Annotated in this window: 24 protein-coding genes; 11 read left to right on the top strand and 13 right to left on the bottom strand. The window is 55.7% G+C overall.

Features of this window, described 5'->3' with window-relative positions:
* Window positions 1-284: 284 nt before the first annotated feature.
* From D5269_RS10120 to D5269_RS10110, 3 genes are read right to left on the bottom strand one after another with little or no spacing between them, the layout of a single operon-like run.
* Entirely contained in the window at window positions 285-839 is a 555-nt protein-coding gene (locus D5269_RS10120) for a SprT-like domain-containing protein (RefSeq protein ID WP_120485260.1), read from the bottom strand.
* Window positions 836-2,326 (bottom strand): polyphosphate:AMP phosphotransferase, encoded by a 1,491-nt coding sequence (pap, locus tag D5269_RS10115; protein WP_120485259.1) that lies wholly within the window; start codon window positions 2,324-2,326, stop codon window positions 836-838. Before pap ends, D5269_RS10120 begins: the two co-directional genes overlap by 4 nt.
* Window positions 2,268-2,876 carry a 4'-phosphopantetheinyl transferase superfamily protein gene (locus tag D5269_RS10110; RefSeq protein WP_158604934.1) on the bottom strand — a complete coding sequence of 203 codons (609 nt, stop codon included), beginning with the start codon at window positions 2,874-2,876 and terminating at the stop codon, window positions 2,268-2,270. The genes pap and D5269_RS10110 overlap by 59 nt, the downstream gene beginning before the upstream one ends.
* 454 nt (window positions 2,877-3,330) lie before the next feature.
* On the opposite strand from D5269_RS10110, the gene D5269_RS10105 reads away from it, so the two are divergent.
* The 7 genes from D5269_RS10105 to D5269_RS10075 all read left to right on the top strand — a co-directional run bounded on the left by D5269_RS10105 (window position 3,331) and on the right by D5269_RS10075 (window position 9,399).
* A complete protein-coding gene (locus D5269_RS10105) occupies window positions 3,331-4,164 on the top strand; it encodes a Cof-type HAD-IIB family hydrolase (RefSeq protein ID WP_158604933.1) in 834 nt (277 codons plus the stop codon).
* A gap of 193 nt (window positions 4,165-4,357) precedes the next feature.
* Entirely contained in the window at window positions 4,358-4,870 is a 513-nt protein-coding gene (locus D5269_RS10100; RefSeq protein ID WP_016315656.1) for a DUF3879 family protein, read from the top strand.
* A gap of 13 nt (window positions 4,871-4,883) precedes the next feature.
* Window positions 4,884-5,618: a LytTR family DNA-binding domain-containing protein gene (locus D5269_RS10095; protein WP_016315655.1), complete on the top strand. Its 735-nt coding sequence runs from the start codon at window positions 4,884-4,886 to the stop codon at window positions 5,616-5,618.
* Complete coding sequence (locus D5269_RS10090; protein WP_158604932.1) at window positions 5,611-6,996, top strand: sensor histidine kinase; 1,386 nt, start codon at window positions 5,611-5,613, stop codon at window positions 6,994-6,996. Before D5269_RS10095 ends, D5269_RS10090 begins: the two co-directional genes overlap by 8 nt.
* Window positions 6,993-7,748 (top strand): hypothetical protein, encoded by a 756-nt coding sequence (locus D5269_RS10085; RefSeq protein WP_016315653.1) that lies wholly within the window; start codon window positions 6,993-6,995, stop codon window positions 7,746-7,748. The genes D5269_RS10090 and D5269_RS10085 overlap by 4 nt, the downstream gene beginning before the upstream one ends.
* A 91-nt stretch (window positions 7,749-7,839) precedes the next feature.
* Entirely contained in the window at window positions 7,840-8,760 is a 921-nt protein-coding gene (locus D5269_RS10080; protein ID WP_120485255.1) for a hypothetical protein, read from the top strand.
* A 300-nt stretch (window positions 8,761-9,060) separates the two neighbouring features.
* Window positions 9,061-9,399: a hypothetical protein gene (locus D5269_RS10075; RefSeq protein ID WP_016315651.1), complete on the top strand. Its 339-nt coding sequence runs from the start codon at window positions 9,061-9,063 to the stop codon at window positions 9,397-9,399.
* Window positions 9,400-10,006: 607 nt separating this feature from the next.
* Here D5269_RS10075 and D5269_RS10070 read toward each other — a convergent pair.
* A complete protein-coding gene (locus D5269_RS10070) occupies window positions 10,007-10,582 on the bottom strand; it encodes a hypothetical protein (RefSeq protein WP_016315650.1) in 576 nt (191 codons plus the stop codon).
* Between the two features lie 22 nt (window positions 10,583-10,604).
* Window positions 10,605-11,117, bottom strand: a complete 513-nt coding sequence (locus D5269_RS10065; protein ID WP_016315649.1) for a hypothetical protein — start codon at window positions 11,115-11,117, stop codon at window positions 10,605-10,607.
* 206 nt (window positions 11,118-11,323) lie between these two features.
* Here D5269_RS10065 and D5269_RS10060 point away from each other — a divergent pair, with 206 nt between their 5' ends.
* The gene (locus D5269_RS10060) at window positions 11,324-11,986 is read left to right on the top strand and encodes a TetR/AcrR family transcriptional regulator (protein WP_243126768.1); all 663 of its coding nucleotides are present in this window, start codon (window positions 11,324-11,326) and stop codon (window positions 11,984-11,986) included.
* Complete coding sequence (locus D5269_RS10055; protein ID WP_120485253.1) at window positions 11,983-13,224, top strand: MFS transporter; 1,242 nt, start codon at window positions 11,983-11,985, stop codon at window positions 13,222-13,224. Before D5269_RS10060 ends, D5269_RS10055 begins: the two co-directional genes overlap by 4 nt.
* A gap of 34 nt (window positions 13,225-13,258) precedes the next feature.
* Here the strand turns inward: D5269_RS10055 and D5269_RS10050 are convergent, their stop codons facing one another.
* Window positions 13,259-14,452, bottom strand: a complete 1,194-nt coding sequence (locus D5269_RS10050; protein WP_120485252.1) for an acetate kinase — start codon at window positions 14,450-14,452, stop codon at window positions 13,259-13,261.
* A gap of 135 nt (window positions 14,453-14,587) precedes the next feature.
* Between D5269_RS10050 and D5269_RS10045 the strand changes: the two genes are divergently transcribed.
* Both D5269_RS10045 and D5269_RS10040 read left to right on the top strand, forming a co-directional pair.
* The gene (locus D5269_RS10045; protein ID WP_120485251.1) at window positions 14,588-15,793 is read left to right on the top strand and encodes a nucleotidyltransferase family protein; all 1,206 of its coding nucleotides are present in this window, start codon (window positions 14,588-14,590) and stop codon (window positions 15,791-15,793) included.
* Window positions 15,794-15,907: 114 nt separating this feature from the next.
* Window positions 15,908-16,546 carry a phosphoribosyltransferase gene (locus tag D5269_RS10040; RefSeq protein ID WP_016315644.1) on the top strand — a complete coding sequence of 213 codons (639 nt, stop codon included), beginning with the start codon at window positions 15,908-15,910 and terminating at the stop codon, window positions 16,544-16,546.
* A 66-nt stretch (window positions 16,547-16,612) separates the two neighbouring features.
* Here the strand turns inward: D5269_RS10040 and D5269_RS10035 are convergent, their stop codons facing one another.
* The 7 genes from D5269_RS10035 to D5269_RS10005 form a co-directional block, all read right to left on the bottom strand.
* Window positions 16,613-17,203, bottom strand: coding sequence for a hypothetical protein (locus D5269_RS10035; RefSeq protein WP_016315643.1), 591 nt, complete (start codon window positions 17,201-17,203; stop codon window positions 16,613-16,615).
* Between the two features lie 126 nt (window positions 17,204-17,329).
* The gene (locus D5269_RS10030) at window positions 17,330-17,938 is read right to left on the bottom strand and encodes an ABC-2 transporter permease (RefSeq protein ID WP_120485250.1); all 609 of its coding nucleotides are present in this window, start codon (window positions 17,936-17,938) and stop codon (window positions 17,330-17,332) included.
* A 22-nt stretch (window positions 17,939-17,960) separates the two neighbouring features.
* A complete protein-coding gene (locus tag D5269_RS10025) occupies window positions 17,961-18,590 on the bottom strand; it encodes an ABC-2 transporter permease (RefSeq protein ID WP_120485249.1) in 630 nt (209 codons plus the stop codon).
* A gap of 2 nt (window positions 18,591-18,592) precedes the next feature.
* Entirely contained in the window at window positions 18,593-19,462 is an 870-nt protein-coding gene (locus tag D5269_RS10020; protein WP_120485248.1) for an ABC transporter ATP-binding protein, read from the bottom strand.
* A 3-nt stretch (window positions 19,463-19,465) separates the two neighbouring features.
* The gene (locus D5269_RS10015) at window positions 19,466-19,840 is read right to left on the bottom strand and encodes a GntR family transcriptional regulator (protein WP_016315639.1); all 375 of its coding nucleotides are present in this window, start codon (window positions 19,838-19,840) and stop codon (window positions 19,466-19,468) included.
* A 142-nt stretch (window positions 19,841-19,982) separates the two neighbouring features.
* A complete protein-coding gene (locus tag D5269_RS10010) occupies window positions 19,983-20,189 on the bottom strand; it encodes a hypothetical protein (protein WP_120485247.1) in 207 nt (68 codons plus the stop codon).
* Between the two features lie 10 nt (window positions 20,190-20,199).
* Window positions 20,200-20,607, bottom strand: coding sequence for a PaaI family thioesterase (locus D5269_RS10005; RefSeq protein WP_016315637.1), 408 nt, complete (start codon window positions 20,605-20,607; stop codon window positions 20,200-20,202).
* Between the last annotated feature and the right edge of the window lie 417 nt (window positions 20,608-21,024).

The following is a 21,024-nucleotide window of genomic DNA, read 5'->3' as shown; positions in this document are numbered from 1 at the left end:
GAGCCGCCCGGGAAAAAACCCAAACCGCTCCAGTCGTATGGTTCTGCTTTTAACTATTTTGACTATAGCATACTATAAAGTTCATCTTTTTTCAATTCTGCATCCGGAAATTCTCCATCCAAATTTTTGTGATAATTTTGTCAATTCTGATGAAACTCGCCTTCTGCCGCGCCGCACCAGGAGAGCTGCACCGTGGGCCCGGGCCTTTGGCTGCTGCCGCAGCGTGCGCGACATGAGGCGGTATCCTCCGGGCGGACCAACCTCCGGAGAATCTTTCCAATCTATCACTTCAAAAGCGCGCGGCGGGCCAGATAATCGGGCATCAGGCGCGCCATCTCCGCATGAAATCCCGCCTGATGGTTCGGATGCAGAAAGTGTACATATTCATGCAGCACCACATATTCGAGCGCTGCGCGGGGTTTCCCCATCAGTTGTTTGTTCAGGGTGATGTAGTTTTTCGCCACATGGCAGACCCCCCACCGGCTTTTCATCCACCGCACCCGGAGAGCGGGCTGGGCGGGCAGGTATGCCGCAAACAGCGGATAGATGCGGTCACTCACCTCTCCGAACACCCGCTGGCATTCCTCGTCGGTATAGCTGTCCTGCACCTGACCCGCGGCTTCCTCCCGGATGCGTACCCGTTCCTGTGCCTGCTCAATCCATGCCTCGTGCGACGCCACAAACCGGTCGATCTCCCGCAGCGGGGTGCGGGCGGGCGCTGAAACGCGCACCGAGCCCCCTTCCCCTACCCGCAGGTTCAGGTTTTTTACCCGTTTGCGGGTCAGCTCATAGGTAATGCCCCCCACAGTCCGTTGGGTGCCGGGCTTCTGTGCGGTCATTTCAGCCGCTCCTCCGCCGCATGGATGATCGTTTTCATCGTCTTGATCCTCCCATACCGCTTATCGTTCGATTCAACGACCGTCCAGGGCGCATAGCCGGTGTTGGTGCGGGCGAGCATCTCGTTGACCGCTTCCTCGTATTGGTCCCACTTGTCCCGGTTGCGCCAGTCCTCGTCGGTGATCTTATACTGTTTCTCGGGAATCCGCTGGCGCTCGATAAACCGCCGGAGCTGCTCCTCCTGGTCAATCTGGAGCCAGAACTTCAGGACGATTGCCCCCCAGTCGGCCAGACGCCGCTCAAACCGGTTGATCTCGTCATAAGCGCGGCCCCATTGCTCCATGGTACAGAACCCCTCGATATGCTCGACCAGGACCCGGCCATACCAGGTGCGGTCAAAGATGGCTGTATGTCCATCCCGTGGGAGGGCGTTCCAGAACCGCCAGAGGTGCTGATGGTTTTTCTCGACCGGCGAGGGTGCACAGATCGGGATCACCTCATAACCGCGCGGGTCGAGCGCCTGCGTCACCCGCTTGATCGTGCCGCCCTTGCCCGCGGCATCCCAGCCTTCGAACGCGAGGATGAGCGGGATGCGCTTCTGATAAAGCCGGTTTTGCAGCTCGAACAGCTGTTTCTGGCAGCGTTTCAGCTCTTGTTTATATTCTTCGATCGAGAGAGTGCGGCGGGCGAGGCTCACCTCCGAGAGGGGCGGCAACGGGCGGGACGCCAGCTCCTTCGAGATGCGTACCCCCGCGAATTCGGGCATGTTGTCGCTCTCCCGGCGGGCAATCGCGCCCTCCAGGGCGGAGATCACCGCAGTCAGCACCTTGTGCACCGCATACCGTTTATCCTCCGCCTCCACCAGCGTCCATGGCAGGTCCAATTTGCTGGTTCTCTCAAGCATCTCCTCGAACAGCTCCGCCTCTTCCTCATAGTGCCTGTTCCGGCGCCAGTCCTCCTGGGTCACCCGCCAGCGGGTCGCCTTTTTGGACTCCAACCCCTTGAGCCGCCTGCGCTGCTCCTTCCGGGAAACATGCAGGAAAAATTTGAGCAGGACTGCGCCGTCATCAACCATCTGCCGCTCAAAATCTACAATCTCATCAAACCGGCGCTCGATCTCTTTCCCGGACAGCCCCCCGCTCTCCCGCTCGGCCGTAACCCCATAATACCAGCTCCGGTCAAAAATCGCGATCTCCCCATAGAGCGGCAGCCGCTTCCAGAACCGGTACATCCACGGATAACGCAGGTCCTCCGCGGTCGGCCCGACAATGTTGTGCACCGAAAAGCCGCGCGGGTCCAGATTCTGAATCAGACGGGAGATCATCAAGCCCTTTCCGGACGCCCCCCAGCCCTCAAACAGGATGATGGTCGGGATTTTCAGTTCACGTGCCCGCTGCTGTAACACACTCAGCCGCCGCCAGAGCATCTCCTTACAAGCGTTCCACTCCTCTTTTTCCATCTTCAAGTGCAGGTCCAGTTCTTCCAACATAGCATAGCCCCCTTTGGGTGGTTTCGTTTTCCCCATCTTGTTTTTTGAACTGCTCCAAACGGCAGGCCACCAGCGAAAACTCCGCCGGTTCCCCGCACAAGGAGACGACAAACCCGTTCACGATCCGGGTAGAAATCCCCGGGATGGAAAGGGTGTTGATCTGCCTGAGCGGCAGAGAAAGCCCACGCCCATCCCGTTTGAGGTACGCCTCCTTGCGGGTCCAGACCTCGAGGAACTGTTCCGGGCTGTCGATGCAGGACCGCTCCTCCGGCGTATAATACCGCTCTGCAAGCCGCTTCCAGTCCCGGACCTTCCGGCCGAGCGGCTCCACATCCACCCCGACCGGGAACGCCGACACCGCACAGGCGACCGCGCCCCTGGTGTGCGAAAGGCTGATCCGCAGCCCGCCCTGTTCCAGTTCGGGCTTTCCATGCGCGCCATAAACCAATGCCGGCGGTGTAGCAAGCACCAGCGCATGGGCGAGCAGCTCCCGCGCCGCAGCGGACAGGTCCCTGCGGTCGGTGCACGCCAGCCAGACCGTGTTCTGCATCCGTCCCCTCCTTTGGGCAATCCCTACAACAGAAGCCGGGTTGCCATATAATCCTATTGTAACAGGATTCGGCGGAACAGTCAATTTTTGTTTGCCGTTTGGATGGGCATTCTGCCACAATTTTTTTGATAATGGATGGGTAAATTTATGCAAAAGAATCGGTACACACCATTTTTCGGCGTGGACAGGGGCGGACAGCTTTGTTTGCGGGGGATAGGGCCGCGACCATATCCCCAGGCGGGCACGCACCGCAAAGGAGGTTGCCAGGGAAATCCCCGACCCAAAAAGGCAGCGCCGGTTCCGGGAAAGGGCGTTGCGTGATCCGCGCGATTGTTGTATAATCGAAGCATCTGAAACAGAGGCGGAACGATTCTGTTCGAGCCTGCGGCAGACCCGCATTTTTCAGCGGTTTTACGATATGCGGTTTCAACATCAATCGACAGGAGTTTTTGAAATGCAAGTCAGACTGATCGCACTGGACCTGGACGGTACCACCCTTTGCAGCGACCACCTCACCCTGCCCGAGCCGAACCGGATTGCGATTGCGCGGGCCGCGTCGCAGGGGGTGCAGGTGGTGATCGCCACCGGGCGGATTCGCGGACGGATTCCCCAGCAGCTGCGTGAGATCCCCGGGCTGCGCTACGCGGTGACCTCAAACGGCGCCGCGGTTTGCGACCTTGTGACCGGGGAAACCCTCTATTCCAATCCGGTACCGCAGGATCTCGCTCTGCGGGTGCTGCGGGAGATCGCGCCGTTTGGACTCTACACCGAGCTTTATTGCTGCGGCTGCTCCTACGTTGACCGCCAGGGGGACGCGATCCTCTCGCGGATTCCGGTTTCCGAGGGGCGCAGGGCGATGATCCGTTCAAGCCGGGAACAGGTGGAGAGCCTGTCCGCGCTCGCCGCCCAGCCGGATGCCTGCGTGGAAAAGATCAATCTGCCGTTTATCCCGCCGCACCAAATCGAAGAGGTCTGGGCGCTGCTCGGCTCGATCGGCGGGCTGGCGGTCACCTCTTCGGTCGCGGGGAACGCGGAGGTCAATGCCGCGTCCGCCAACAAGGGGGACGGGCTCTCCCATCTGTGCGGACGGCTTGGTATCCGCCCCGAGGAGGTCATGGCGGTTGGGGACAACGGAAACGACCTCGAGATGCTCCGGTTTGCCGGACTGGCGGTCGCCCCGAAAAATGCCCTGCCGGAAATCCGGGAACTCGCGGACCATGTGACCGCATCCAACGACGACTGCGGTGTCGCACAGGCGATCGACCGGTTTGTCCCCTATACAAAATAAAAGGGAGCGGGAAACCGTCCTGTTTTCCCTTTCGCTGCGATTTTTAACCTCTTAAAAGCAGGCTGCCTCCCATTCAGGCTTCTATCCATTTGCGACAGAAAACCAGCCAGTTGCGCAGCCGTCCTTGGGAAATGTGCAGGGCGAACGAGGATTAAGGATAGGGGCAGAAACAGAGCTTGAAAGGGGGAGCTGTATGCGGATCATCGGGAACATGGGCTGGTTCAACCGGATGGGGCCTTTCAGCGGCTTTACAACGGGGCGCCGGAGCGCGCCGCAGGGCGTCAACACACTGGAAGACCTGCGTTCCGGGAAGTTCAAAAATTCTTATGGCGTGGAGGGGATGTGCGTTACCGGCAGGTCTGGCTGGAGGAAGATCATCGATGTGTCGGACGAGATGAAGCAGCACGTCTTTGAAGATGTCAAAAACAGCTATTATAAATACAATGGGATGTCGGGGGATAACGAAGCGGAATGGGACGCCTACTACCGAACATTGAACGAATACTATAAAACCCTGCCGGTCGAGGACCGGCTGTCTGCCTGCTGGACGTTCAACCAGCTGCATCTGGAGATTTCGGGGAAGGTGACCAGCGCGATCAAGGCAAGCATCCCCGGCTGGTCCGCCGGGCAGCCGATCCCAACCGACCTGCTGGACCGGATTTTTGCGGGCATCTCCGCCGGCGGCGGGCTGGACCGGACCGTCTGACAGGATGTCTCAAATGATTCGGGTGGCGGTCTGTGACGATGAAAAACCGGTCCGGGAATACCTCGCCGCCCTGATCCGGAAGCAGGGACGGCGGTGCAGGGTCCTGGAATACAGTTCCGCTTCTGACTGCCTGGCGGAAGCGGATGTTTTTGACCTGCTCTTCCTGGACATCGGGATGGAGGCGTCCGGCTGCGATATGGACGGCATCTCGCTGGCAAAGCAGATCCGGGGCCTCCCGATAGAACCCCAGCCGCTCATTGTCTTTGTCACCGGGCATGAGCAATACGTCTTTGACGCATTCGACGTGAATGCATTCCAATACCTGCTCAAGCCGGTTGATGAGCAGCGGTTCGCGGAGGTCTTTGGACGGGCGGCTGAACACATCCTGTCCCGGGACGAACGTATGCGGAAGGCCAATCCCCTCGTAATCCAGTACGCGAATACCAGCCGGGCGATCCCGCTGGACGACATCTACTACATCGAGAGCAGCAACCACAAGGTCGTGCTCCACATGAAGGACGAAAAGTGCGCGTACTATGCGAAGATCGGGACGCTGGAGGAACAGCTGCAGGGACGTTTTTTCCGCATCCACAAGGGCTATCTGGTCAATTTCACCTATGTGGACGCCTACAACAAAACCGAGCTGACGCTGGTGAACGGGGAAAGGCTGCTGATCTCAAGATACAAATATGGGGCGTTTATCAAGGCGTATCTGCACTTTGTCAAACAGAGGCTGGACGATGAATGAGACAACCTTCCGATGGGTTCAACATGGCATACTGGTGGTTCTTCTCCTGCTCTATGCCGGAAGTTTCGCGGCTTTCTTCCATCCGTTTCTGGCGGCAAGGTCGAGGCATACTCTCCGGCAGAGAACCGCTGCGGTTTTCTGTATCTACCTCGCCCCCTATCTGACCGGGCTGGTGGCCGACCTGCCAAACTGGTCGAGCATGGCATTCATCGCACTGGCGATGTCGCTTCTGTCAGCCCCTCTGCGCCTCAGCCGGCAAACCATCCTGCTCCTGTCGGCCGTTTTTTTCAGCGCCCGCAACCTCTGCGCGCTGGCCATGGAAAGCCTGAACTTCCTCTGGAGCCAGCGCCTGTCCGAAATGAACGACGCTGAACAGATCTTTCTGCGCCTGACAATCCATTTTCTGCTGCTTATGCTGGTGCAGTTTGCCCTGTTTCTCGCTGTCCTCTTCCTTGCGGCGGGTGTCCTGCACAGAAAGGAGCTGCACCTAGGGGTGTGGGAAACCTTCTGCCTTCTCCTGATCCCGGTGACCGGGATTCTGGTGGGCAGCATCCTGTTCACCATGCTGATCGGCGTCAAGGATGGAGTTATCTTCCAGCTTTACGAACAGCATCCCCTGTTCATCGGGTTGGTCCCTCTGGTTGCGGGGATGTTCTATGCGGGGACGCTGGTTTCCATCTTTTCCTATCAGGAGATGGCGCGGCTTCAGGAGGAAAAAAATACCTATTTTCTTGAAAAGCAGCAGATTCGTGCCATGCAGGAACGGATGGAGGAGGTGGAAGGGTTTTATACCGGCATCCGGCGGATGAAACATGAGATGCGGGGCCATCTGGCCAACATCCGCGGGCTTGCGCAGAGCGGCAGCTACGGGGAGATTGAGCAATATATCGGGCGGATGGACGAGAGCATGAAGGTGTTTGACCTGACGGTGAAAACCGGCAACCCCATCACCGACGTCATTCTGAGCGACCGTCAGCGGCAGGCGGTGAAGCTGGGGATTTCCTTCCAGGTGGATTTCCGGTATCCGCAGTCGGAGCGGTACGACCCCTACGACATCGGCATTATCCTCAACAATCTGCTGCAAAACGCACTGGAGGGCTGCGAAAAGCTCCCGGAGGACGCCCGCTACATCCGGCTGCTGGGAAAGCAGCAGAAAAAGTTTTTCCTGATCGAGGTCAAAAACCCCTTTGAAGGGGAACTGGAAATCGACCGGGATTCACGGCTTCCACATTCCACCAAAGGGGGCATGTTCCACGGAATCGGGCTTTCCAATGTCCGGCGGGAGGTGGAAAAATATATGGGGGAAATCGAGATCAAAACCAGAAACAACGAGTTTTGCGCGACCGTTTTATTGCAGGAAAGGAGTGTTCCAAAATGATTGATACCAACTATCTGGCGCAGATTTACACCAATGCCCTGAACAGCCAAGGGACACAGCTGCCAGCCCCGCGGCCCGGCGGGTTCCGCGAGATGATTATGAAAAACAACGGCCTGGAGGTGCCTGGTACATCCAAGCCGGAGGATGTTTCCAGCCCCGGCAAGGACATGACGCTGGAAGAATATAAACAATATCTCTATAAGCAGATTTCACAAATCCCGATCCACCCCACCCGTTCGCAGGAATCCCGGTCGATTACGATTACCGATGCGGGCTTCCAGGCGCTGAAAAACGACCCGTCCTATGAGGCATGGGTCCTCAATGACATCAAAACCAGCTGGGCACAGCCCGACCAATGGGCGGCATCCTGCGGCGGCAGCTTCAGTACCCTCCGCTATGGCGCCATACGGGAGGAGCGCCGCGCCAGCAGCTGGTATCCAAACGGCCTGGATGGAAGCGCAGAGCGGATTTTTCAAGTCAGTTCGCAGGACAGTTTCTGGAAAACACGCGGTCAGACCCGTCCGGCCGGCCAGCAGCAGGTCTCGCTGCGCACCCTTCTGGAGCAGAAAAACGGGCAACAGGGAAACCACCAGACAAATGGTCAGCCGTCCTCCGATATGCTCGGCCTGCTCGGGGCAATGGGGATGTTTGGTTCGTTCGGATCGTTCGGCTCCCTGGGTTCACTCGGTTCTTCCGGTTCCCTTGGCGCAGGCGGTCTGGGACAGTTTTTTGAATATTTGATGTGGAAATAAACAGGAATCCATCTTCGTATCTTTTACAGGGAGGTCCGTTGTACGAACCCCCCTGCGCAAAGATTCCGAACCCTTTGAAAAGGAGCGGCCTATGAACAGAATAGACAGGGTGATCGACACAGCCTCCCATCTTGATGCAGCTGCGCGGATGCATAGGGAATCCGCGCAGAGCCGGCCGGCAGTGGGTCAGACGGGCAATTTCCTTGACGCAGTGGCACAGCAGGCGGCCGGCGTAACCGGCCTTTCGGCGGCAGAAGAGGCCGCCCAGACACAACCGGTGTCTCTGGAAAGTATGCTCCGGGCGAAATATCCCGGACTGGTTTACCATGTGTTCGACGCCGGAAGCAGCTACTGGCGGAGCCGGAACGATTACCCCCACTACCTTCTCTATCAGGAGGATCTGGATACCGAGGCATTGGAAAACTGGAGGCCCAGCGGCCCCAACCCTGCCTACGAGGAGTCCAGCGCAATCCGCAAACTCGGTTCGATCCCCGCAGGGAAAACAGCGGTAGTCATCCATCCGGCGGTGCAGGAGCGGATGGAGCGGGAGCCGGAATATGCCAAAGAGATTCTGTCCCGGATCGACGCGTGGTTCACTTTCGATATTCTGCGCAATGAAGCCATCATGCCGGGCATCACCGCCCGTTCTTCCCGGTGCATCGCCATCGGAGAGGACGGCAGCATCGCAAACGTGCAGGCGTTCAGCCATCCGCGGATCACCTGCTCCGGAAGCGGCCCGGACGACGAAGAACCGGATTTCTGGGAGCTGCGCCTCAGCCGGCACATCTATTTTATGGAGCTGTGGAAGAAAAAACAGATTGCGCACAGCCTGCTGGCTTCACAACCGTCCGCCGCTGTGGGAGCGTCGCAGGCCGCAAAGCTGCAGCTTGCCCAACTGATGAACGGAGAAGGGCTGGCGGAACGGCTCGGGGATACGATCGCCGGGGTTTCCGTCGAATCCGTTTTTGCATCTACCCGGGCGGAGGTCTGGGGCGTGCAGCTTCCAGGCTGAAAAAAGAAAAACCATGTATAACCGGCCTCGCAGATACCCAAACTGCATATAGAAGGTATATCCGGGCCGGGCATCGGTGACAGAACGGTTACAGCGGGTGCAGCGCTCGGTTACAAACTGGTAACAAATAAATTACAATCTGATTACAAATATGAAAATTTCTTTAATAAAATCTCCGTTTACCTCTTGATTTTTGAAAATAATATGGTATATTATAAATATGGAGATCGAAAATTGATGAAATTTTGTATTGTTTATCAGAATAGTTACAATTTGTAACTTTTGAAAGGGGCAATAGCAATGAAAAAGAAACAAAAATCCATGAGCGCTTTCACCGTAGGATGCATCACTGCTGTTGTATCTTTCGTTCTGCTTTCCATCTTTGCAGGTGGTCTGGTCAGCTTTTCCCCCGAGGTGGGTGTCTTCCGTTACCTCCAGGAGGTCGTTGTTTACGCGTTCACCAACAAGTTCGCATATAAATTTGCCGCCTGCCTCTTCCTCGGGCTGGGCGGGAGCTTTGTCAGCGGGATGATCTCCTATGGCAAGCAGGCCAAAATGCGCAAGCGCGCTCGTGCAACCAGAGTCCAGTTCCAGTCTCAGCCCGAGTCGAAAAAATCGGGCATGAGCAAGACCGCATAAGAGCTGTCATCCACCTTGCTTTTCATTTTTTTCTCCTAATTCATAAAAACAGCCCGGCATACCAGAAACATGCCGGGCTGTTTTTATCTACTAACCGATCTGAAAAATAGCAGCGATCCTGCCAAGCAGCAGCAGAACCGCAAGTGACCCAAAACAATAAAGAAGGATTTTCCATGTAGGCGGGGCCGGACGCTGGAACATCGACATCGAAACCACCTCCTTCGGGCCTGCAAAGCCTCCTGCCAAAAGCGTTAAAGACAGTATACCATATTTCCTGGAGAAAGCAAAGAGGGCGATACGCTCCCGGAAAAACCTTTAAAACCGGCAGCCTCCATCCATAGGCTGCCGGTTTTAAGCTGGCTGCTGCACGATCTCTGCAAAATGCTTATCATCGAAGCAGTTGAAAAGAAGCCAAGCAATTCCTTTCAAGCCTGCGGCAGGATCGCCGCAGACGGCTCCATAAGCAGCTCTGCTTCAAATTTTATATAGCCGCCAGGCACGCAAAACGCGCTTGTGGGCTGCTTCCTACACTTCGTCAAAAACGAGTGCTCGTTTCGATGCTTGCGGCTATACGGCCTCATAAAAGCAGGCGACAAAATCCATTTTCTTACGCCTGCTTTACTACCAGGGTGGGAACTACCGAAAACACCTGGTTTTCCGGGACCTGGGAACCGATAGCGCCGACAATGAACATCTTCCCATCCTGCTGGGAAACCAGTCGGATCAGCTCGGTATTCTGCTGTCCCTGCGCAAGCCATTTTGCTCCGCCCAGATTCTCCGGCTGCACCGCTGCTTCGGTCAGGCCGACCGCAACCTGATTTTCTGCAACAACGCCGCTGTTGCTCCAGCTGGTCCCCTGTAGATTGCTCAGATCAACACGAGCGTTGTCCACGTAGATCACGACAGGCACGTTGGAATTGTTCGTCACCTTAATCTCAGGGGAAACGACCTTGTTATCTGCCGGCTGGCTCTTGCTGATGTCAAATGGAATGTAAGAAGGCATGACAACCGAGATGATGGTCGGTTCCACATGTCCCACCAGTTCGATCTCCTTGCCTCCCGAAGTTTCAATTACAATGTCGCCGCTGCCGCTGTCGCGGTAGGCGCGTGAATCTGCAAAAACCGTCTGGCTGCACGCAAATACCATCGCAAGTGTCAAAATAAAAGATACTGCTTTTTTCATGAATAGGCCTCCTTTTCCTCGGTCACTGATTTTGTACGGTCAGCGTTACCGCCGCACCCGTCTGACCGATTAAATCCTGTGTCTGCTCATCGTATGCCTGTATGTAGACCGTAGCCTCATAGACCCCCTCGGCAAGAGGCTGCTCCAGCCTGATCCGTTCCAGATAAGAACCCGGTTGTATCGCCTTTGAGGTGTACAGCGTTTTTTGCCCTTCATTCAGAACAACCTGTGCTACAAGCAGTTTTGCGTTGTTTTTCGGGTTTTCCAACATCAGATTGCCTTCCTGCGTTTTCGGGTCAAACAGCGGACTGGTGTTGATCGAAAACGCAATCAAGCCTTTATCCAGTTCATTTTGCAGCTCTTTCAGCCGTTGCTCCCGGTCGATTCCCGGCATAATGCCCACGGTTGCATTATTTTCCAGTTCCAGACTGTTGCGGCTGGGCAGCATCTGCAGGAGCAGAAAACAAGCGATTCCTAATACCACAACTGCTCCGGCCAAAAAGACCAAAATAACTGTTTTTTTTCTGCTTTTCATGTTGTATCCCCCTTTATCGTGCAGAGTATCCTTATTTTAACATGGATTATGTGGGAAATTATGTCGTAATATGTCGCAATGTCAGGTTTTATTTTAGCAAATATCCTGCAAAAAGAGATATATTGAAAAACCTGTATTGACATCCCCCTGAAATTGTTCTATCCTATTATTGACTTATGGTCAATAATAGGATAGAAGGAGGTCATATGATGGCGCGGCCTGTCAAAAAAACACCTGAACAGTGGAAGGAGGAGATCCTGTCCGCTGCAAAAAAGCTGTTCCTTTCCAAGGGCTACGAGGAAACGTCTGTCTCGGACATTATGGAAGCCGTGGGTGGGGCAAAGGGGATGTTCTACCGCTTCTTCCCTACCAAGGAAGCGGTAATGCATACATTAGGCGACCGCATGTTTTTGGAAAACAATCCTTTTGAAGCGGTGCGGAATTGTCCCAACCTGAACGGCCTGCAAAAAATCCAAAAACTCCTTGCTGTTGACCGGTCGGACACCGAGCGCGAAGAGATCAACACACAGGCAGTATCCATCCTGAAAGACCCGCGCATTCTGGCGGCAGCGGTCGAGGCAAACCGGCGCATCCTGACCCCGCTATGGTTCGAACTGCTCGAGGAGGGGCGGATGGATGGTTCGATCCGAACCGAATACACCTGGGAGCTTTCCGAACTTCTGCCGCTCATCAACTTCTGGCTGATGCCTTCGGTGTTCCCCGCTACCAACGAGCAAACCCTCCACAAATACCGTTTTCTCATGAAGGTGCTTGCCGCGCTTGGGCTGCCGCTTCTGGACGAAGCATCTGCCGCCAGAACAGAAAACATCCTCAAAAAAATCACATCGGATGGAGGGGAGCAGACATGAAACGAACCCTATTCGCAAAAAATTTTATACTTTTGATTCTGGGCCAGGCCAGTTCTTTGTTTGGGAATTTTATCCTAAAGCTAGCACTGTCCATGTACATTTTGGAAATTACCGGTTCAGCCGCTATATTCGCAGGCATTCTGTCCGCCGCTACGGTCCCGACTATCCTGCTGTCCCCTTTTGGCGGCATCCTCGCGGACCGGGCCAACCGGAAAACGATCATGGTGGTTTTGGATGCCGCAACTGGTACCGCCGTCCTTTGCGCCACCCTTCTCCTGTCCCAGAGCAACGCGGTTGCTGTGATCGGTGCCCTGCTCGTGATTCTCTCTGTCCTGGGTGCGTTTGAAACCCCTACGGTACAGGCGTGCATCCCACAGATGCTGACCGGGGATGATATCGTTCGAGGAAATGCCGCTGTCAACCAGGTGGCCTCGATCGCCTATCTGGTCGCTCCCGCGCTTGGCGGCATCCTGTATGCGGCAGTCGGACTCAAGCCGGTCCTGTATGCAAGCACAGCCTGTTTTTTGGCAACCGCCTTTTTGGAATGCATGATCCGGCTGGATCCCCCGCATTCGGAGTCCCATGCGGGCGTCCTTTCCACCATAAAGCAGGATTTTTCGGAGAGCATCCGGTTCCTCCGCAAAGAACAGCCGGACATCCTGAACATGCTGCTTCTGACCGCCCTTTCCAGATTTTTTGTCATGGGGATCACAATCGTCGGCCTGCCTTACCTTGTACGTACCGTCCTTGGGCTGGATGCGGCCTGTTATGGCGTAACAGAAAGCCTGCTGGCGGTTGCCGCCATCGGCGGAAGCATCGCTGCAGGGCTTCTCACCGGGAAACAAAAATACTGCAAGCTGTCCCTGGTTCTGGAGGCACTCGGAGGCTCCATCCTCATTGCTGGGATTGCCTTTGTCCTGCCAATCCCTGTCATGGCAAAATATGCGATCAATACCGCCGCATTCTGTGGGATGCAGGCAGCAATCAGTATTTTCTCGATCTTTGCGGTCTCGCGCATCCAGCAAAAGACGCCAAACCATCTGCTCGGAAAGGTGATGGCCTATACAGCAGCAATCACTTTATGTGCGCAGCCGGCCGGGCAGCTGTTATATGGATTTCTGTTCGACCGGTTCCGATATGCCGTTTCCCTGGTCCTCATCCCTACAGGCGTGGTTGTAGGGAGCATCGGCCTGTTGGAAGCGGCATCTGCCCGAAAGGCAGACAAAAAACCGGCATAGCTGCAAGCCATGCCGGTTCCCGAAACGGAGCGTTTTATTGAACCAGATCGCGGGTATCGCGGGCGATCAGCAGCTCCTCGTTGGTCGGAATCACCCAGACCTCGGTTTTGCCGGAGGAAACCTTCATCTCCGCACCGCCGCGCGCCTTATCATTCAGCTGTTTGTCGATCTCGATCCCGAGGAAGCCCAGCCCCTCACAGACCTTCTCGCGCAAACTGGTGTCATTCTCCCCGATGCCGCCGGTAAATGCAACCGCATCCACCCCGCCGAGCGCAGCGGCATAGCTGCCGATAAACTTGCTGACCTGATAGCAGAGAATCTCATCCGCCAGCTGTGCACGCTCGTTGCCCGCGTCAGCCGCCGCAGTGAGGTCCCGTTTATCGCTCGAAACACCCGAAATGCCGAGCAGGCCGGATTTCTTGTTGAGCATATCGTTGATCTGCTGGGCGCTCATCTGCTCTTTTTCCATCAGATAGGTGATGATCGAATCATCGACTCCGCCCGAGCGGGTACCCATGATGAACCCATCCAGCGGGGTGAAACCCATGCTGGTGTCAACGCTCTTCCCGTTTTTGACAGCCGAAAGCGAGCTGCCGTTGCCCAGATGGCAGACGATCACCCGGCTGTTCTCCTTTTTGACCTGACCGGAGATGTCAAACAGCCGGCCGCTCACATACCGATGGCTTGTCCCGTGGAATCCATAGCGGCGGACATGGTATTTTTCATAATACTCGTATGGGATGCCAAAGATGTACGCTTTGGGCGGCATGGTGGCATGGAACGAGGTATCGAACACCGCGACCTGCGGCACCTCCCCGAATACCTTCTTTGCAGCCTTGATCGCAAGGACTGCCGCCGGGTTGTGAAGCGGGGCAAGGTCGGAAAACTCCTCAATGCTTTTGAGAACCTCGTCATCAATTACGACCGACTGGTTGAACTTTTCGCCGCCATGGACAACCCGCTGGCCGATCGCCGTGATCTCGCCGACATTTTCGACCACCCGGTTTTCCCCTTCGGAAAGCAGCTTGACCAGCTCTTTGAACGCTTCGGTATGGGTGGGGAAATCCTTTTCATAGGAAATCTTGACATCGGAAGCGGTCTTATGGGTGATTACCCCTCCAATTCCGATCCGCTCACAGTTTCCCTTTGCGAGTACCTGCTCGCTTTCCATGTCGATCAGCTGATACTTGAGCGACGAACTTCCGGCATTGATGACCAATACTTTCATTTGTGACCCTCCGTTTGTTTTCGAATTCCCTGCCGCTTGACAGGTGTCTCTCTTATTTTATATTATTACACTAAGAAAGAAAAAACAAGTGGAAGATAGAAAATTTTTGCATCGGAAGCAGGAGGGGGAGATTTTATGGCACAGATGGTGGTTGCAGGCATCGTTGCTGAATACAACCCGTTCCACAACGGGCACGCTTACCTGATCGAAGCGACCCGGGCGGCGGGCGCTACCCATATCGTAGCGGTGATGAGCGGGGATTTTATCCAGCGGGGCGGGCCTGCCTGCGCTCCAAAAGCGGTGCGCGCAAATGCCGCGGTCGCCTGCGGCGCAGACCTGGTGGTTGAACTGCCGCTCCCCTATGCGATGGCAACCGCTGAACGGTTTGCATTCGGCGCGATCGGGGTGCTCGACGGATTGGGCTGTGTAGGGGTGCTCTCTTTTGGGAGCGAAACAGGGGATCTCGGGCTGTTGACCAGAGCAGCGGAGGCGGTTCTCTCCCCCTGCTGTGACGAGTTGACCAAACATCTGCTCGCCGAAGGGGTCACCTACGCGCGGGCGCGTCAGCGGGCGGTGGAAACCCTCTATGGGGAAGCGGTCGCCGAGGTGCTCTCCTCACCGAACAATACCCTCGCGGTCGAATACCTCCGGCAGATCTTCCTCCGAGGCCTGCGGATGCAGCCGTTCACAGTCCAGCGGAAGGGCGCACTGCACGATGCAGGGCAGGCTGACGGCAGCTTTGCATCCGCATCCCTGCTGCGCAGCCTGCTCGACCTCGAGCCGCTCGACGCGATTGCCCGGTTTGTTCCGCCAGAGGCGATGGAGGTCTACCGGTCGGCGGAGTCGGACGGGCTGTTCCCATTCCGCCCTCACAGCCTTGACACAGCGGTCCTGTCAGCGCTCCGGCAGATGGCTCCGGAAACGCTGGCTTCGCTGCCCGATCTTTCGGAGGGTCTGGAAAACCGTCTTTACACGGCGGCGCGGCAAGCGGTCTCGCTGGACGGGCTGCTTTCGCTGGTCAAAACCAAGCGCTACCCCCTTTCACGTATCCGGAGGCTGGTCTGGAACGCCTACCTCGGCGTTCCGGGCAACCTGATGCAGCTCCCGCCACCTTATGTCCGGATACTCTCGTCCAGCCGGCGCGGGGTGGAAATCCTGTCGAAATCCGGCCGTACCGCACAGCTTCCGGTCTCCCATTCGGCTGTACGCCTGGAAGAAAAAGGGGAAGCGGCCGCCCAGATGATCCGGCTCTGCGCACGCGCTTCCGACCTTTACGCGCTGGGACTCCCGGCTGTGCAGCCCTGCGGTGGGGACTACACTCATAAAATCTCCGTAAAATAAGCGAAAAGCATAATTTTTTTAAATAATGTTGTATTTTTTTGACGGAAGTGCTATAATGGTAAGCACAGAAACCGAGGAAGTGATGAATGATAACGACAGGATGGAGGTTTTCACATGGAGAACGCGATTAGAATCAAATCCAGGCTCAACTCCGCGCTGGAGATCAATGCGATTCCCGGCCATTTTGCAACCAGCCATTCCCACATCAACTATTATGTTGGCATCTCGAAGATGAAGCACGAACATATGATGGCGCGTGAAGCTGGGATTACGCTGGCGAATAACTACGCCTATGTCCATTCGATTGATACCATTGTCTGCATGGATGGCAGCGAGGTGATCGGCGGGTTTCTTGCGCAAAAACTTTCCAAAAACGATATGCTCAACTATAACCGTCAGAAAAACATCTATGTCATCACCCCCGAGATCAACAATAATGGGCAGCTGATCTTCCGCGACAACCTCGAACCGATGGTACGCGGTAAGGACATCCTGCTGCTGATCGCTTCGATCACAACCGGACGGACCGCCAAACATGCGCTCCAGTGCATCAAATATTATGGCGGGGTCGCGCAGGGGATCGCCGCTGTGTTCAGCACTGTTGATGAGATCAACGGCCTGAAGGTGGCGCATCTGTTCTCTACCTCGGACATCCCCAACTACGAGACCTACTCCGCAAAGGACTGCCCCCACTGCGCCGGGAACGAAAAGCTGGACGGGCTTGCCAACAGCTTTGGCATCTCCCGCATGTAGCATCTGAGCCAGAAAAAGGCGTGCCGGACGGCACGCCTTTTTTTCGACTGATTATGAATACAGGTTCTAAATTACATTATGGGAAAGGATCTCAAATTCCAGGGGATCATCCAGCTTCACGCATTCCGCCACCAAATCCAGACCCATATAATCCTTTTCTCTGCCTCCCTCGTCACCTGTGAGGCGAAGGTGGAGGAAAATCTGATAATACCTGATAATTTCCGGACTGTCCATGGGGAGCCATTCCTCTACCCACTCTTTTCCGTTGTGGTACTTATGACGCAGATTCCCCTCCTTGACCTGGTAGGGCTGATGCTTTTTATCCCGATACACATAGCCGTAGGACGCATCCCCTACATAGTAATTCCCTGTGAGGTATCGGATATCAGGGAAAGAGTCTACCTCAGACATGAGATCATCGCTTTTTGGGTCCAAATAGTTCCGTAGGATGATCCCCTCCGCCAAGGACAGCATCTCATCCCAGCGGGAAGCCAAGGCTTGGTACTCCTCCTGGGTGATACCGTCATCCAACTGGATGCGGGGCTTCCTCTTGTCCTCCCAGGAGATATAGACGTTTCCGGTGTTTTCCTTCTCAAAGATGATCTGATGGGGACGAACGCCAATCTTCTGACGCCGAAAATGCTTCAAAAATTCCATGGTGAAGTGATCTCCTTCTTTTGGCAACCTATTTTACCCGCTGCGGCGGGAATCCAGCATCTCTGCCCCTGAAACCCGCGATCCTCTGAAAAAATCAGACAAAAACTTTGGATACGAAACAGACTTTTACTCATAAAACTGCTTTTCAATGTAAAACCACCATGCGATGACGCCGGAAACCGACAGGAGTACCATCCCCGCGGGGAACATCCACCCTCTCCCGAGCAGGGCGGGCTCCTCTGCAAAGATCAGCTGGGAAAGTACCGTGGCATATAACCCAACCTGGCAGAGGGCATACGGTATCCGGCCATGCACCGGGCCATGGTAGAGAAGGAATGGCAGGAGCACACTGGCATAGACTGCGCCGACGAAAAACAGGTAGGGCACGTTCCCGAACTCCAGCGTCACCCCTGGGAAAAAGCTGTATTTCTGCGCCAGAAAACTGCCCAGGCCCAGCAACAGTGTGACTTCCATCAGCCTGCCCGCTGTCAAAAGGTATTGGGCGGCGACGATCTGCGCCCGGCTGACTGGCAGGGTATGGAGCCACCGGTTGTCCCCGCCCTCCCCGCTGCAGCCGATCTGGCTGACCATCCCGGTCAGGAACAATGCAATGAAAATCCATCCGACGACCTTCCGGTTCCACATTGCCGACAGCAGCAGGGCCATCTTCAAAATGGCGTTCCACCACACATATCTGTGGCGTTCCATCAGGATAAGGCTCCAAATTCCTCCCATATGCACCTTTCCCCCTCTCTTGTCAGCTCGTGAACTGCCTGCGGCGGTAGAGCGGCACTGCAACCGCGTAGGAGAACAGCAGGACCGCCAGCCCGGAGGGGATCAGCCAGATGCCGCCGGCCTGCGCGATATGGTTCATCCACTGGTTATCGAGGTAGGAGATCGCACCCATCCCTGCAAACGAGAGAAGATAGATGGTCATTACGAGGTAACGAGCCCTGATTGAGCCGAGCCATAACAGACAGGGCATCACAACCCCCACAAACATCGCGCCGCCGAAAAAGAGTGACAGGACAACACCAAAAGAGATCTGGTAGTTTTCCGGGATCTCAATCAGGCAGTTTACCAGCCCTCCGGAAAGCCCGATCAGCAGCGGCAGTACAACCAATTCCGCCAGCGAAACCAGATATTTCGCCTGCACCACCTGTACCCGCTCGACCGGGAGCATCCCAATATGATACTCCCCTTTGCTCTGTTCGTCGTAGGCAGTGGGGGTATAGGTGAGCAGATAGAGCAGGATGAAAAAGAAAAATCCTGCGCTTTGTATCGCGAACGCACTGAAAACCATCAGTGCAAGATAACCAAGCAAAGCCTTTCGGATGCAGAGGAGCTTATACCCCTCCATCCGCACCAGATTCTTGACATTCTCCATCTTCAGTGCCCCCTTTCCGCCTGTGTATAGCCGAGGAAGATATCCTCGACTGTTGGTTTTTCGTAGACCGCCTCGTCCCCCAGCAGGCTGAACACCTCATCCGGACACCCGGTCAGGCCGGTGAACCCAAATTCCGACCGCCGCAGATTCACAAACAGCGGTTCGGTTTCGGGCGTCAGCAGATGCAGCGGGCCTTTGACCACCCGGTTTCCCTCGCAGATACGGTCCTTTTCCCCCGCAATCAGCAGACGCCCATGGTGCAGGAACTGCACATAGTCGGCAATCTTGTCAAGATCGGATGTGATGTGGGTCGAAAAAAAGACGCTGACCCCCTCCCTTTGCAGCTCCTCCGTGAGGATATCCAAAATCTCCTGCCGCGCCAATGGATCAAGGTTCGCGGTCGGTTCGTCCATCAGCAGCAGCTTCGGGTGGTGGGAAAGCGCTATGCAAATCGAAAACTGCTTCTGTTTTCCGGTCGAGAGATCCTTGTATTTCTTTTTCCCGTCGAGCGAAAACCGGTCACAGAACCTCCGATAGAGGGCCTCGTCCCAGTTTGGATAGAACGGCGCGTGCATCCGCTTGAGGGTTTCCAGCGTGGCATGGGCGAGATACCCCGGCGTGCTTCCCACATATCCGATCTGCGCGCGGACCTGTGGCCCTTGCAGATGCGCATCCAGCCCCAGAATCCGGATCGTCCCTTCGTCCGGGTAAAGCATATCCATCATCAGTTTCAGGGTAGTGGTTTTGCCCGCACCGTTCTCCCCGATAAACCCGGTGATATACCCCTCCGGAACCCGCATCTCCGGCAGGTCCAGACAGAAGCCTCCCTCTTCAAACCGCTTTTTCAGCCCGCTGATCTCTATGACATACATCTGTTACGCCTCCCTGTACAATTCCTCTATGATCTGCTGGAACTCCTCCAGACCCAACCCAATGGCTTTCGCAGCGCCGACCGCCTCTGCGAGTTTTTCCTCAATCTGGCTCATTGCCACCTCGCGCAAACGGTCGAGATTCGCCAGCGAGACAAATGTCCCTTTCCCCTGTGTGGTCTGGACGAATCCATCCCGTTCCAGATCATCATAGGCGCGCTTGGCGGTGATGATGCTCACCCGCAGTTCCCGCGCCAGATACCGGATCGAAGGCAGCGCCTCCCCCGGCGCCAGTTCGCCCGAAAGGATCGCACGCTTGATCTGTTCCTCAACCTGCTCGTAAAGTGGCTGCGGCGATGTGTTGGAAATGATGATATTCAACCTGCCACCCCCGTGTGTTCTAACTGTATCTATATTATATGCACAGTTAGAACAGATGTCAAGTGTTTTTACAAAAAAAGAGTGCCGTTTTGGAATTGTCCCAAAACGGCACCCCGAACAGCAACAGACACAAACCCTCCTCTCAGTCGGGCACAGCCTGCCGTTTTTCTTCTATTAGACGGTTCGCAATCTCAAATGCTTTGATCCTTCTTCTGGCCAGCGTGACCTGTGACCGATATCTCTCCGCATGTTCTTTTGATTCCAGCGTTTTGACTGTCTCCCGCAGCTTGTGCAGTATCGAGTCAATCTGCCGCTTGGCCTCCCTCAAATCGTCTTCTGTAAACTCCACTCCGCCCCTCCTATGCCTGAAAAACCTTCCGTGCACCGGTCATTGCGACCTTTGCAACCACTGTACCGAGATCGTCACAAACCTCCACATCATAGAACGCGACGCTCTTTCCCTCCCGGATACGTCTGGCCTCGGCGGTCAGGACACTCCCCTTTGAGAACCCAATAAACCGGATCTCACTGGTGAGCGAGACGGTGGAAACGCGTTCCTCGGTATTGGCCGCAACCCCAAATGCAAAATCCGCGAGGGTGAACACCGCCCCGCCCATGACGTTCCCAGCGGCATTTTTGTGAATCTTCCCCAGCGGCATGGTGCATTTTGCGTATCCCGGCTCCACCTCGTCGATCACGATGCCCGCCGCCTCGGTCGCAAAATAGTCCTCTTTGAAAATCCTGCGGGCATTTTCCAGATAGTCCATCCCGTCACTCCTTTCTGTATCTTAAACCAAACATTTCGCCTATCTCCGCTCCAAAACCCTGTCTGCTGTCAAAAAGTTTTACTCAATTTTTTTGCGCCGGTTGGCCTGTGCACGCCCCTGCGGGCTGTCTTGCGGGTTAGGGGTCAGCGACCCCTCCCCGCAGGCCCCTCCCCGGCAGATTGGGAGCGCTTTTTTACCCGATCATTGTTTAAAAGTTTCGTCCACCTTTTCAAAGGTGGCGGGGTCGAAGGGCAGTGAGACAGCATCCGTTTGGCCCCAGACCAAACGGATAGGCGCTCGCGCCTTCCTCGGGGCTTCTCGGGCTTTCAGCCCGAAGCGCGGCATACGCCGCGACGCCCCTGCGGGCTGTCTTGCGGGTTAGGGGTCAGCGACCCCTCCCCGCAGGCCCCTCCCCGG

Origin of the sequence: Anaerotruncus sp. 1XD42-93 (assembly GCF_009917605.1) — a bacterium.
Taxonomy (GTDB): Bacteria; Bacillota; Clostridia; order Oscillospirales; family Ruminococcaceae; genus Anaerotruncus.
This window is presented reverse-complemented; position numbering and strand designations above follow the sequence as displayed.